Annotated in this window: 13 protein-coding genes; 1 reads left to right on the top strand and 12 read right to left on the bottom strand. The window is 43.3% G+C overall.

Translation table 11 applies throughout. The annotated features are described in order from the left end of the window. Positions 1-48: 48 nt before the first annotated feature. The 12 genes from ADH27_RS06570 to hemW all read right to left on the bottom strand — a co-directional run bounded on the left by ADH27_RS06570 (position 49) and on the right by hemW (position 12422). Entirely contained in the window at positions 49-1680 is a 1632-nt protein-coding gene (locus tag ADH27_RS06570) for a hypothetical protein (RefSeq protein WP_048716787.1), read from the bottom strand. An 11-nt stretch (positions 1681-1691) separates the two neighbouring features. Further along, positions 1692-2540 (bottom strand): metallophosphoesterase family protein, encoded by an 849-nt coding sequence (locus ADH27_RS06565; protein WP_048716784.1) that lies wholly within the window; start codon positions 2538-2540, stop codon positions 1692-1694. 95 nt (positions 2541-2635) lie between these two features. Further along, positions 2636-4468, bottom strand: coding sequence for an excinuclease ABC subunit UvrC (gene uvrC / locus ADH27_RS06560; RefSeq protein WP_048716782.1), 1833 nt, complete (start codon positions 4466-4468; stop codon positions 2636-2638). Positions 4469-4586: 118 nt separating this feature from the next. Further along, the gene (locus tag ADH27_RS06555; RefSeq protein ID WP_048716779.1) at positions 4587-5432 is read right to left on the bottom strand and encodes a CPBP family intramembrane glutamic endopeptidase; all 846 of its coding nucleotides are present in this window, start codon (positions 5430-5432) and stop codon (positions 4587-4589) included. Positions 5433-5494: 62 nt separating this feature from the next. After that, positions 5495-6496: a hypothetical protein gene (locus tag ADH27_RS06550; RefSeq protein ID WP_048716777.1), complete on the bottom strand. Its 1002-nt coding sequence runs from the start codon at positions 6494-6496 to the stop codon at positions 5495-5497. Between the two features lie 230 nt (positions 6497-6726). Next, a complete protein-coding gene (locus tag ADH27_RS06545) occupies positions 6727-7134 on the bottom strand; it encodes a hypothetical protein (protein WP_048716774.1) in 408 nt (135 codons plus the stop codon). A 355-nt stretch (positions 7135-7489) separates the two neighbouring features. Then, positions 7490-8449 carry a CPBP family intramembrane glutamic endopeptidase gene (locus ADH27_RS06540; RefSeq protein ID WP_048716770.1) on the bottom strand — a complete coding sequence of 320 codons (960 nt, stop codon included), beginning with the start codon at positions 8447-8449 and terminating at the stop codon, positions 7490-7492. A 12-nt stretch (positions 8450-8461) separates the two neighbouring features. Next, a complete protein-coding gene (locus ADH27_RS06535; RefSeq protein WP_048716767.1) occupies positions 8462-9091 on the bottom strand; it encodes a TIGR01906 family membrane protein in 630 nt (209 codons plus the stop codon). Continuing rightward, positions 9084-9854, bottom strand: a complete 771-nt coding sequence (locus ADH27_RS06530; protein WP_048716764.1) for a TIGR01457 family HAD-type hydrolase — start codon at positions 9852-9854, stop codon at positions 9084-9086. The genes ADH27_RS06535 and ADH27_RS06530 overlap by 8 nt, the downstream gene beginning before the upstream one ends. Continuing rightward, on the bottom strand, positions 9844-10548 hold the full coding sequence (locus ADH27_RS06525; RefSeq protein WP_229099923.1) for a hypothetical protein: 705 nt from the start codon (positions 10546-10548) through the stop codon (positions 9844-9846). Before ADH27_RS06525 ends, ADH27_RS06530 begins: the two co-directional genes overlap by 11 nt. Further along, entirely contained in the window at positions 10530-11288 is a 759-nt protein-coding gene (locus tag ADH27_RS06520; protein ID WP_048716761.1) for an acyl-ACP thioesterase domain-containing protein, read from the bottom strand. The genes ADH27_RS06525 and ADH27_RS06520 overlap by 19 nt, the downstream gene beginning before the upstream one ends. 3 nt (positions 11289-11291) lie before the next feature. Further along, on the bottom strand, positions 11292-12422 hold the full coding sequence (gene hemW / locus ADH27_RS06515) for a radical SAM family heme chaperone HemW (RefSeq protein WP_048716760.1): 1131 nt from the start codon (positions 12420-12422) through the stop codon (positions 11292-11294). A gap of 318 nt (positions 12423-12740) precedes the next feature. On the opposite strand from hemW, the gene ADH27_RS06510 reads away from it, so the two are divergent. Further along, positions 12741-14264 (top strand): ATP-binding cassette domain-containing protein, encoded by a 1524-nt coding sequence (locus tag ADH27_RS06510; protein ID WP_048716757.1) that lies wholly within the window; start codon positions 12741-12743, stop codon positions 14262-14264. The last annotated feature ends 5 nt before the right edge of the window (positions 14265-14269 follow it).

The raw sequence follows: 14269 nt of genomic DNA, 5'->3' as shown, positions 1-14269 counted from the left end.
ATCCTGTTTCCTTTTCAACTAGGCTACTCGCCCTTCTATGGACTCAGATTATTCCGACACGGGACTTTCTTTTTCAAAGAACTGGCCACTAGAGTCTTGGATTTTGTTGATGATGTCGTCGTAGTGAGAATTTCTTTCTTCCTCATAGAGATTGTTGATTTCTCGATAGTTCAACGGATTTTCAACCTTTGGTTCCGGCTTGCGACTGAGGAAATCAATGGTCCCCAGAAGAAGCAAGATCAGAATCACTAAAGAGGTCCAGCCAGTTTCCTTCTTAGGCAATCGAACACCCTTGGTCGAAAGAGATTTCCAACTAGGGGATTGAGGTAAGAGATCATAGACTCTCTTTTGAGTCGGGAAGAGGGTCAACAATGCATACAAGGTCAGAAAGAGAAATGAAAAACTATGGACAGAAATCCAACTATACTTAATTTTCATCTTAAAGGCCTTATAGCCAGCTCCCCCCATATACACTTCTAGGACGAAGACGGCAATCAACAAAAGACAGAAAATCAGGAATTGGACTTTCCATAGCTTTCTCAATCCTAAATACTCTTTTTTGAGCAATTCTTCTTTGTCCTTAGCTTGGTCCACTCCTACTGGAGCTTGGGTGCTTGGGTTTACTTCACTATTGCTTTCAGTTGACCCTACTTTCGCTTCAACTGCTTCTACCTGTCTTGCAAAATAGGCTTCCGCTTCCCTGATGACTTTGCTAAGGTTTTCCTCCACCAGCAGATAAGGAAAGCCATTGATCATCCAATTGTCTTTCTTATCTGGCTTATCTGGCTTCATAACACGAAGAGCAAAGTGTCGTCCAACCAAGCTAATTGAAAATATCACATCATAATATTCAGATCGAACTGAAAAATCAATGCCATAAAAACAATTAGACTTAACCAGTTTGTTCGCTTCCATAAAAGAAATATCCTTTGTAAACGTCGATCGGATTATCTCTTGTACTTGGGAAACTTTCTCTTCAATGGTAGCAGAATCAAGGGGGAGTGTTAAACCAGAAAACGTATCAGTGGAAGCATTCCCTTCTAGACTATCTTTAAACCAATCCAAGAAAGAAGTCATATTGGATACGGTTAGATCAATAGGCTGATGGATTGGAAATGCTTGGTCCTCTATACTAGAAAGCATGGGGTCTATCTCTTCAAGGACAAACTGCTGCCCCGCTATCTCAAGGCTAAAAAAAGCTGGATAATGAGGCAACAAACAAGTAAAGACAACCCTAAATGGTTCATTCTTTTCGAAGGGTCTTCTCCAAAAGTCTATTTTTGCTATTCCCTCAAAGGTAGATTCTATCATTCTTTTAAGGAGGAAACGCTTTTTTAAGAGATTATCAGGAGTCAGTGCTTCAGATAACATCAGGCCTGGTTGATCCAGATAAGCTTTGATCTTTCCGAAGCTATATCGAAAACGATCTCGATCATACAAAAACTCCATCCCGAATCTTTCAGGACCCCAGAGGAGTGATACATCGTTACCTTCAACCAACATATTTATTGCTGTCTTATATTCTTCAAGATGAACCTCAAGAATAAATGTCGGACCATAAGCACTCCGGGCCGTCGTTTCTATATCTACAATTTCGAAATGCTCACCAAAAACATGTTGAAGGGCTTGTCGGATATCATTTACCACAAGCTCTCTATGCTGATCAACAGTTAAACCCATTTCTTTATTACTTACCCCTTATGCGTTTTTATAGACTGAAGGAAAGCATTAGCCTCCTTTAGATAGTTATGTTGTTCAATCAAGGAAGTTAGAAGCTCGATGTTATGGCCCCGATAGTTATCCTCGCGTCTCAGTTCTTCGTACATCTCAATAAAGGGAAGGCCCTTGTCCTTGGCATCTTGGAGCTCTGCTTCATAGTCATAGGCTACCTTACGAAAGTGCAGGTTGGTCACTCCATCTTCTTCGACATCGATCAGAGCATACTGAGCTCTGTGGTTTTGAATTGGTTCCCAGTCAAAATAAGGCATGCCAATAGTCCCCGGATTGAGGATCTGTTGGCCCTGGCTGCCGTAGCGAAGCAACTGCTTGTGGACATGCCCGTAGATCGCCATATCCGTCTGATCATCCAGCAATTGGTCAAAGTTCTCCGTCGCATTTGCTGGACGCAAGTCCCCACCGTAATTCTTTTCTGGCAAGTTGTGGCTTAGTGAAAAGCGAATACCATTGACCTCCTTCTTCTCTACCAAAGGAAGGGATCGAAGCCAATCGATCCGTTTAGGATCCAGGCCTTCCATGAGGTACTGAGTAAGTCGGAGGAGCTGGATCTCCTGCGGATCCTCAAGCCCGTACTCGCCATCCAAAGCCTCTAGGATACAATCGTCCCAATTTCCACGAACAGCTGCTGTAATGGGAATCGCATCCAGCAACTCAAAAAGGTCCTCTCTTCCAGGCCCCGGTAGCAAAATGTCTCCTAAAATCCAGTATTCCGTCGCGCCTAGAGCACGCGCATCCGCAATCACTGCCTCCAGGGCTGTTGTATCTCCGTGGATATCAGATAAAATGGCGATTCTATGGTTCATTATTACACCTCATTTGAAATCTAATTAGATTTGAATCTAGTATAACAAAATTAGGAGTAAAACGTAAAAACCATCCATGAAAATGGATGGTGCAATTACTCAAATCCTTGGGAGGGCTCCGCCACTTCCATCAAGGGACTTGCTTCTGCTTGATTTCCTTGATGGAGCTTGACTTGCACTGCCTCCGCGACTGCTCGTGGGATGCCGACTGTGACGATCTCATCCACAGTAGCTTCTTTGATCTTGGTCAGTGACTTGAAGTGCTTCATCAGTAACTGCTTGCGTTTTGGTCCCAAACCTTCGATGTCATCCAGCTGAGAGGAGAAGGAATTCTTAGACCGTAGCTGGCGGTGGAAGGTGATGGCGAAACGGTGAACTTCATCCTGGATCCGCTGGAGGAGGAAAAATTCCTGCGAGGTCCGAGAGAGTTCGATAACTTGAAGAGGATCGCCGAAGAGCAATTCGTGAGTCTGGTGCTTGTCATTCTTTTGCAGGCCTGCAATGGGAATATCCAGTCCTAACTCTTCTTGGATGACTTGCTTAGCGATATTGACCTGGCCCTGACCCCCATCAATGACGATCAGATCTGGTGGTGTCAGGCCATCCCGCATGACACGACTGTAACGTCTGCGAATGACTTCCTGCATGCTGGCATAGTCATCTGGCCCGACGACAGTCTTTATCTTGTACTTTCGGTAATCCTTTTTGCTTGGCTTCCCATTGACAAAGACCACCATGGCTGAGACCGGACTGGTCCCCATGATGTTGGAGTTATCAAAAGACTCGATCCGCACAGGGGTTGGAATTTGCAGGAGTTTTCCAAGGTTTTCAATGGCACCTTGGGTCTTTTCCATCGATTTTTCAAGGAGATTGAACTTCTGCTCCAGACTGACCCGCGCATTCTTGATGGCCAGATTGACCAACTGCTTCTTCTCCCCACGCTGGGGCTTGAGTACCTTAGTATCCACAAGGGCTTTGACCGCTTCCTCATCGATATCTTGAGGAATCAATATTTCATTGGGGATCAGATGAGATTTCTCCTGGTAAAATTGCCCCACATAGGTCAAGAAATCCTCGTCCGGATCATTGTAGTAAGGGAAGAGATTGACATCCCGCTCGATTAGCTTACCCTGACGGACAAAGAAGACCTGCACACACATCCAGCCCTTGTCCACGTAGTAGCCAAAGACATCCCGGTTCTGCAAATCCTTGGCCATGACCCGCTGTTTGGTCCGCAGGGTCCCGATAGCCTGGATCAGATCCCGATACTCGGCCGCCCGCTCAAATTCCATGTTTTGCGCAGCGGTAGTCATCTTGACCTTGAGCTCATCGATGATCTTGTCATCCTGTCCTTTTAGGAAATCAGAAACCTCCTGGGCCATGCCCTTGAAATAGGCCTCGTCCTTGTGGCAGACCGTGTGGGCCATACACTGCCCTAAATGGTAGTAAAAGCAGACCTTGGAAGGAGGATTGGTACACTTGCGGAAAGGAAAAATCCGATCCAAGAGCCGCTTGATCTCATTAGCAGCCCCCACATCTGGATAGGGACCAAAATAGAGACCACCGTCCTTTTTGACCTGGCGCGTGATGATGAGGCGCGGATAGCGCTCATTGGTAATCTTGATGAAGGGATAGGACTTGTCGTCCTTTAGCATGATATTGTACTTGGGCTTGTTCTCCTTGATGAGGTTGATCTCTAGAAGCAAGGCCTCAATATTGGACTCAGTGACGATAAACTCAAAATCCACAATCTCAGATACCAGCGCTTCCGTCTTGGTATCGTGGCTCCCTCTAAAATAGGACCGCACCCGATTGCGAAGATTCTTGGCCTTCCCCACATAGATGATGGTACCGTTCTTGTCTTTGTGAATGTAACAGCCCGGACTAGTCGGCAGAAGCTCGAGCTTGGATTTAATCAAGTTATTCATACTCTCTATTATAGCAAAAAAGGGAGGCTATGCTCCTCTTATAATGTTATATCATATCATTCGTTTTAAATCGTCGTTTCATAAACTGTTAAAGGGTTTCGAAATTTCTAATGGAGATTTATAATTCGTTATCTAAAGTCTTTGACTTGCTTGTATAAATGCTCAAAACAATTACAAATGACAACAACTGCCACAGAAGGATTCTTACTATCTGCAAACTATCTGCTTCAGAATTTGAAACCACATGAACTAGATTTGAAGCAAGATTGTTGAAAAAATGATCTCCTAACCCAAACCATAAGGAACCTGTCATTTTGTAGAGTAAGGACCATTTGATACTCATCATTCCCGCTAAGATAACATAGCCAATGCCCATGACGATGAGATTTACGAGTGACGACTCTCCTTGAAGATAATCTCTTAAGGGCATTACCAAGTGCCATATTCCAAATAGGAAGGCTATAAAGAATAGACTCTTGCGGTAAGAAAGCCCTTCAAGAATTTTTGTGAAAAGGCCACGAAATATTCCTTCTTCCATCCAGACATTTATCAGGTTAAACAACACACTTGAGAGAATAAGTAAGATTCCTGCTTGAGATACTTTTTCGTTTGTTAAGGAAAAAACACTGGCGTAAAACGATAAGTGAACATTACCATGAAGAAACAAGAGAACAATGCACTCAACTGTATATGCAAAGACGGAACAAACTAAACCAAAGAGCAGGCCCTTCCCTATACCACTCACGGTTCCGTCAGAACTGAAACCAATATCTTTCCATCTTAATTTACAAATTGAAAGGATTCCCCACAGTAGAAGAATTCCAAAAAGCTTATGTAGAAAATTCTCAGATAAGAAGGTTTCATCCGTCCTAATATAGAAGTATTCAATTAGCCTTGCTACTGAGCAGATAACAAATATAATTGAACAACTTAAAATAGGTTTCTTTATTAGTTGATTTAGCATATCTTCCTTTCAAAAAAGTCTTTTATAAAAGTTAATTTCAATATCTCACTCAGTCCAATTATCTATTTTTCAAATTTCGATAGGACGAACTTAACCAGTCTTGTGACGACTTCTACTACGACTAAAACCATCGCATACAATAAAAATGGCGGAATTAAAAGAAGGGCGATTTTCCAGCCTCTGAAAAAAGCAAGCCCTTTATTAGATTTAGCTGCTGTATCTCGTTCGACTGTTTTCACTTCTATTAGCTTCATTCGCAATAGTTTCACAGTGACTTCTTCTTGCCCTGCATCAAGCGAAACACTTTTCTCCTCTGAACTTGAACTAGCTAGATAGGCCTGAGCCATTCTGACCAGATAAAGTCTCTCATCTTCTTTCACAATGGTACGAAAGAACTCCATTGCCTCATTTCTATTCCCTTTAAGGTATACATTAACTGCCTTCAGATACATAGATTCCAATTGTGAGAACTTGTTGTTTGTCACTTCCTTTAGAACGGCATCATTGGGCTCTTTTTTGACCAGTAGATCATAGCGAGCTCTGTATGCCATCTTGAGTGGTTCATAATCTGCTAAAAAGTTAGAGAGCAATTCCTCGAACTCATCTTCCTTCAAATCAGGTCTAGAAAACAAGTTTGCATTCAATAGAATTTCGTTTAATTTTACTTGTTCAACATCTGTAAACTTTTGAATCTTTTTGAGTTCGTCTACAACTGCTTCAATGGATCCAAAGTCACCAATCCTATAGAAATAGAAAATAGTGGCAACCTGTACACGCGCTTTAATCGTTTTGATACTCTTTCTTTTTTGGTTCAGAATATAGCTTGCCATCAAGTCAAGATTTATGTCCTTATAGATAAGACTATTCAACTTCTTAATTAAAAGAGTATCTTTAATGATAACTAGAACCAGCTCAAATGGTAAGTAAATCAAAAAACAAATGAGAGCAATTTTTTTACTTTGAGTCACTTGCACTGCATATAAAAATGGTAGAGCTAGAATTACCAGTAGGACTATCAATGGAATATTGTAGCGTCTTCTTAGTTCTTTATAATCTTTAACCATAAATCTCCTTATTCCATTGACAATTTCTTTCGTGTCCTTGTTGCTAGATCTAGACCAAGGGATGATGCAGCAAGCAATTTCCTATCAACCCGATCGCTTACCATCATTTCTACTCTCTCTATTATAGCAAAAAAGAGGGGTATTAGCCTCTATGCATTATGTCTGTATTTTTTATATTCACCTTGACCAAGTTAAAAATAATGTTTAAAAGATAGATCAGACATCCAATCTCAATCCTTTATTTCAACTTGACCTTTTTCATATCCCGAATACCAACTGCTATTAGGGCTGACATATTCAGGCAATTCACCTTGTGGCTGATCTCCTGAAAGTGTTAAAATTCCATCATATATCAAACAAGAATACTTCACAGAATCTCTAACAAATTCATCATTTTCAGTATCATAAGAGTAGGTACGTTCTGAACTACCTTCCTTTAGAGTGATCTGCTCTCCTTCTATTTTTATCCATGATGTTTTATCTAGTGAGGCTGTTTTAGTAGATTCATTTTTTACTGTCAGATAATAAATTCCATCTTTTGATTTCATATCATCAAGAGTATTCGTGATAATCCCTAAAATCATAAGTGCAGGAATAATCAACAAAAACCATTTCCATTTTTTAGATTTATTTTTCATCAGTAGACTTTGTTCCAATTTTTAATATTTTAAAATTCGTTCATTCCAATTTTTAATTTTCCACTTCCACTTTCTTTATTTCAGTGGAAACAAACTATTGTTTTAAATAAAATAGTTAGATGTTTATAAAAAAATGACTATTTTAGTTATTTAAGAAGATAAAAAACTTTCCGCTGTGAGAAAAGTGCCTGAAATAATTCGAATTTCAGGCACTCGGGAGTTTTGAGACCTTAGACTCAAAACTAAGTCATGGAACTTCGTAGAAGTTCGCTGACGTCCGTACTCACCTAAGGAAAATTTTTTAGAAGACTTTATCTTCAATCTGTTAGGGATCTAAAACGCCCCCTCTTTGATATTAATATCCTCTTAAATATGGAAGTAAGGACATAAGAGTTGTCCCAAGGACCAAGACCCAAAACCAGAAGGAATACATGCTTCTTTGGAAGACACCTGGTGCTGGTCGGTTTTCTTGTATGTAGTGAAAAATAGCTTTTCTCTTTAAAATCAAGACGATGGTAAAGGAGATGGTTCCACCTAAAAAGACTAGAATTTGAACCCACTCGGCTACATTCATATTGACATGCGTACCAAGGTAATGAAGCCCTTGAGAGAGGACCAGGTTGTTAAAGATATGGTAGAAAATAGCCCACCAGATCGAATACTCGAAAGTCAAGTAGCCAAAGCCAAAGCCGATAATTGTCGCAAAGAACAATTGATCAAAATTGGCATGGAACATTCCAAAAGCCAAGGCTGTCATGACGATCGCAAAGACTTTTCCATACTTTTCTAAGGCTCTCAGTCCAGCGGCCCGGAATACCAATTCCTCTGTGATAGGACCTATTAGGGTCGCATAGAGCAAGAGGCTCCAAGATTGGCTGAGTTGCTCAGACATGTCCTCTTGAGGCTTGAAAAAGCCCAAGGTTTCCATCATGTGGTCCAATAGCTGAGATAAGGCACTAGAAGCCAATTGGGCAAACCCCAAGAAGGCAATGAACACTAAGAAAGTCTGCCAGGTCATCTTGCGTCCCTTTTGTCTCACATCTCCTTTGAAGAGGGATCCTTGCCGATAAAGGGCAAATAGGAGGACACCTATACTGACAGATATCAAGTAGCTAATCCCATTTCCATTGATGATTTTTTCTACATACTCCTGCTTCTCTGCCATCTCCAATCCATACCGTCCAAACATAAAGAGGGTAACGGCAAAGGTCGAAATGATGCTGACAAAGACCATGACCAAGAGATAGAGGCAAACCATCCCTGAAAAGCTTCCCAAATCCTTTTTGGGGTCTATAAATCGATTGAACTGTTTCATCCATTCACTCCACTAATCTACTGTTTTTCTTTTCCGACTCCACCCGTAGCACCATCCAAAAGCCCCTTCATACAATACAAAGAAAATCAGAAAGGCATGTAGGAAATAGTCCTCCGGTAAAGCTAGAATAATCGGATCCCGATAAGGATCAAAGAGCCAGGTAGCATCTCCGACAAAAAGGACTTGGTGAAAGAGGGTAAAGAATTGATCAAAGCCAATAAAGAGGGTCACTCCTCCTATGGCGATAGGCAAGAGGACCATCCCACCAAATAAAGGGCGATAGAGGCCTGCGTAGCCCTTACGCATCACTGTTCGAATAAATCGTACAGCTACTGGCAACAAGACCAAGAACAGGGCCTGGGTCAGGTGAAAGAGGTATTTTACTGCTTGAAAATGATGGAGACCATCCGGAGAGGATGGAAAATCCGGCATGTCCAGCTTCCAGGTAAAAGGACTGGTCAAATACTGCATAAGGATCTGAAAATTCTTCTGGATGACTGTTGGAGCCAAACCGGTCCGATTCTGAATTCGTAACCAGCCAATCTCCATGGGATAGATCAACCAGGCTAGTAGAATGGTCCCCAAAATCACCGTTGCTAAGAGCCAGAGGACAAAGCCCGTTACGTTTAACCGGTCACGCATCGAAATCCCACTCCGCTAAGCTCGATAGGACGTGCGTTGGTGGCAAGGGCAGGTCTGGCACTTCTTCTGGCTTGGTAAAGCCAGTCGTCACCAGCAAAGTAGGAATGCCATTGTCAATCCCTGCTCGAATGTCAGTCAGGTAATTGTCACCTACCATGACCACTTCTTCGCGTTCTAGTCCCAAGTGAGCGATGGCCTTATGCATGATGATGGCATTGGGCTTTCCGATAAAGGTTGGCTTCACGCGCGTTGCCGCTTCAATCAGGGCATTTAGAGCACCAGCCCCTGGCATCATTCCGCGCTCTGTCGGGATATTGAGGTCTGGATTTGTCCCGATGAAATGGGCTCCCTTTTGAATAGCCAAAGTCGCGATGGAGAATTTCTCATAGTCCACTTCCCAGTCAAGACCCACCACGACATAGGATGGATTTACCGTATCTTCGACGAAACCTGCTTCAGCAATGGCCTGTTTCAAGCCCACATCTCCAATGACATAGGCAGTTTTCCCAAGATTCATGTCCACCATATAATCAATGGTTGCTAGTGTCGCTGTATAGATGGTATCCAGTGGCGTTTCGATATTGAACTGGCCTGCCAGCATCTCTTGAACCATTTCCGGTGTCCGAGTAGTATTGTTGGTCACAAAGAGATAGGGGATCTGACGCTCTTGCAATTCGTGAACAAAGGCTTCCCCAGCTGGGATCCGTTCTTTCCCCTTGTAGATGGTTCCATCTAAGTCAATTAAATAACCCTTATAAGTCATGGGATTCTTGGTCTCCTTTTTCACTTGCTTCCTCTGCTACTTTGTCCTGATCCTGAAACTGGCCTCCTGCTCCATACAGAAGCAAACAAGCCCCATATAAGGCAAATTGAAGGACCAAACCGAAGAAATTGATACTTGCTTTTCCAGCCTGAGTAAAGAGGAAGGATGAAATCATCAAGATGACGATGGTCACCATCAAGCCACCGATCTTAGCCTGATCAATGGTAATGGTATAGACTCCAGTCTCTTTTTCCTCATTGCTTTCTTTCCCTGCCTGGATAGGCTTCATGGTCTCGATAAAATCTGTCATTAAAGTCGCTGCGAGGCTGACAGTCGTACTAAAGAGGACACCTTGGGAGAGCTTATCAAAGAAGTTACTCCAGAAGCTACCCGATTGGCTGGTGATACTCAAAGAAAAGACAACAACAGGCAGGATAAAGGCCAAAATCAAATGAATCCAAACACGATACCAGCGAACATCTTCCTTGAGAAAACGCATAAAGGCTTCAAAACTCAACCGATAGCGGACAAAGCGAACTGCTTCTTCAATAAAGATATAAAAGGCTGCGACTAAGGTTAAGAAACCATCTCCTAATACATAGAGGGGATTTTTCTTACGACGAGCATAAGCAACAACCCGCCGTTGAACCTCCATCAAGTCTTCTTTTTTCTGTTTTAATCTTCGTTTTTCCATAATGTCTCCTTATCTATTTCTTCCCAAGTGATGAGGGCTTGGGCGTGGATTTGGCCTTCTGATGAGATGACATGATTGCTGATCATCCCTTCCCGCTCGACGCTAGAGGTGATCATACCTCCAGGCAAGACTTCCTTGACATACTTGAGATGGACCCGTTTGGGGATATGCTGGGTTAGGAATTCCGCTCCCATGACTTCAAAGACCCAGTCCAAGTACTTGCTGTTGTTGACATGGCCGTTCATATCTAGATCATAGAAACGCACATGGTAGTCCTGCTCCATAGCCCCATTCAGCTCTGGATAGCGTGGACCACGGCGGATCTTCTTCTCAAATGGTGACTCATACGGCTCTGTGATCTCCTCCGGTACAGATTGGACTTTTCGGCTGTCCCGGTCCATCAAGACGAAGGTCGCCACCATCTCGACAATCGCTTCCCCCTTCTGGTCTCTAACGACAAAGGAACGGTAGCAAAAGAGACGATTGTGGGCGAGGGCTTGAGTCTCAATGGTAATCAGTTCATCAAAAACCGGTAGGCGATGAACCGTGATGTCATAGTCGGTGATGATCCAGACCAGATTGCGCTGCTCGAGCAAGTCCCTGTCACTGACCCCCAGCTCCATGGACTGCATGCCTGAGACCTGCAAGGACAGGAGGATGAGCTGTGGCATCTTGATAAAGCCATTCACATCGCTCATATCAAAGGGAACCTTCATGTCATACTGATAAATTTTAGCCATCGTTTACTCCAATATAAATTTCTCTGCTACGGTATCACCAAGGAACAAACCTCTCTTGGTCATCCGAACTTGCTTGTCATCTGGAACCAAAAGTCCCTGCTCCGTTAGACTGGCCACCACTTGTCCATAGCGTTGGTCAAAGGACACACCGAATTTTTCTTCAAAACGTGCCTTGGACACACCGGTTTTTTTCCGTAGACCGAGGAACAACTCCTCTTCCATCTTCTCTTCTAGTGTCAGGTGTTCCTCTGTGATTCGAGCCTTACCTGCCTCAACGGCCTCTAGATAATGCCGGATAGGCCCGTGATTCTTGTAGCGAATCCCATCCACATAGCCAGAAGCTCCTGCTCCTAGACCATAGTATTCTGCATTATCCCAGTAGACCAGATTGTGGCGACTTTCAAAACCAGGCTTGGAGAAATTGGAAATCTCATAATGCTCAAAGCCTGCTTTTTCCAACTCTTCAATGATGTACTCAAACATCTCTGCTTCCAGCTCCTCTTTCGGTAGAGGAAGCTTGCCCCGTCTCATCCGATTCATAAAGACCGTGTGGTTCTCTAAAATCAAGCTATAGAGACTCATGTGGGGAATGTCCAGATCGATCGCCTTAGCGACATTTTCCTTGACCTGGTCCATGGTCTGACCGGGCAGAGCATAGATCAAGTCGATCGAAATATTATTAAAGCCAGCCTGCTTGAGGTGACGGATATTGTCATAGATATCCTGCTCCTGGTGGCTCCGACCAATCTTCTTCAGCATTTTATTATCAAAGGTTTGGACTCCCAGAGAGACCCGATTGACCTGAGAGTCCTTGAGGACTGCGATCTTATCTGGATCCAGATCTCCAGGATTGGCCTCGATGGTAAACTCCTCTACCTCCGATAGGTCCATGACCTTGGGCAATTCTGTCAAGAGATAGGCCAGTTGCTGGGCAGATAGAGCTGTCGGGGTCCCACCACCGATGTAGAGGGTCCGGAGTTTGCCAATCTCATAAGACCGCGTCTCCTGGATTAGGTGTTCCAGATAGGCATCGACCGGCTGATTCTTGATAAAAACCTTCGAAAAGTCACAATAATAACAAATCTGGGTACAAAATGGAATATGCACATAGGCAGAGGACGGTTTAGCTTGCATAACCTTTATTATACCACATTTCGCACCAAAGCCCGAGCAGAAAAGGGAGGGTAAAGTAAGGATTTCCTTGACAAGAAGGAATGAAAGGAATAGAATAAAGCTAATCACATTCGGAGGTAAGGAGATATGAACAACTAAGTTTCGTTAAATAAGATACTTTATTTAGTGGACTGCTTGTTCTATCTCTTTTTGTGTACCCTCTTGCCTATTCTCCAACTTCTTGTTGGCTATATTAGGTCTTTTTCTGCTTGGGTTCCACTTGAATACAGCTCTACTAAATAGGTAGAGCTGTTTTTTGTCCCAGTAGAAAGGAATCTTATGCTAAAACTATCCCACCTCACCATCCGCCATACAAAAGATTTACGAGATTTGGTTCGCGATCTGTCCCTAACCATTCATGAAGGAGAAAAAGTTGCCATTATTGGCGAAGAAGGAAATGGAAAATCTTCCTTACTTCAAGTCCTCATGTCCCCAAAATCCCTACCAGATTATCTGACCATAGAAGGCGAAATCACCACTTCTTTTCACTCCTATGCCTATATTCCCCAGACTTTGCCGGAAGCATTGAAGGGAAAAACATTGGAAGAATATTTTTTTGGAGAAGACGAGCTAGACTATGCCACCCTCTACAGACTGGCTGATCAATTGCAGTTTGATAGCAACCGATTTACAAGCGACCAAGCTATTGGAAGTCTATCTGGAGGAGAAGCCCTTAAAGTCCAACTGCTTCACGAACTTTGTCGTCCTCATGAATTGTTATTTTTAGATGAACCTTCAAATGATCTGGATTTGGAAACCCTGGACTGGCTCCAGCAGATGATCCAAACGAGCCTCCAAACCATCCTATTTATTTCCCATCATGAGGATTTTTTGACGCAGACGGCGGATACGATCATCCACCTAAGACAGATCAAACACCTCAAGGAGGCTGAAACGATTGTGGAGCACCTAGGCTATCAAGACTACAGTAGCCAGAGGGAGCAACAATTCAAGCAACAGACTCAGCAAGCTGCCAATGATCAACGAACCTACAAGAAAACAATGGAGAAGCATCGCCGCGTCCGTCAGCAAGTTGAAACTTCCTTACGAAACACCAAGGATAGCACTGCCGGACGTCTCCTAGCAAAGAAAATGAAGTCCCTCCTCTCACAAGAAAAGCGCTACGAGCGAGTATTCCAATCTATGACTCCCCAACCCTATGATGAGGAAGTCATCAATCTGCATTTTCCTCACCTCACTCCCTTGTCTCCTCAAAAACGAGTCCTTCTCTTAGATCAGGAAGAGCTCGCAATTGGTGATCGGGTCCTGATTAAGAACCTCTCCCTCACTCTTCAAGGGCAGGACAAAATAGGGATTATCGGTTCTAACGGTGTAGGGAAATCCACTTTCCTAAAAATGATATGGGAGATCTTACAGAAGAATGAGAGCATCCGTACTGCCTATATGCCTCAAGATTACACTGAAGGCCTTCCTTTGACTCAGACACCGGTTCAATTTCTACAGCATTCAGGCGATCGCGAAGAAATCAACACCATTCAATTGCATTTAGCCTCCCTCAACTTTACCTATTCGGAAATGCACCATCCGATCTCAGAACTTTCTGGTGGCCAGCAAGGAAAACTCTTTCTCCTGCAACTAGTACTCACAAGTCCCCAGTTTCTGCTCTTGGACGAGCCTACCCGCAATTTTTCCCCCACTTCCCAACCAGAAATTCGACGCCTATTCGCAGACTACCCAGGCGGACTAGTTACAGTCTCCCATGACCGGACCTTCCTCAAAGAAGTCTGCCAAAAAATCTATCGTCTGACCGAAAACGGTTTGGTAGAAATAGAGTCGCTCTAACGTAA

It is taken from the genome of Streptococcus sp. 343_SSPC, assembly GCF_001072385.1.
Taxonomy (GTDB): domain Bacteria; phylum Bacillota; class Bacilli; order Lactobacillales; family Streptococcaceae; genus Streptococcus.
Note: the sequence above shows the minus strand (reverse complement) of the source record. Positions and strands in the feature narration are given on the sequence as shown.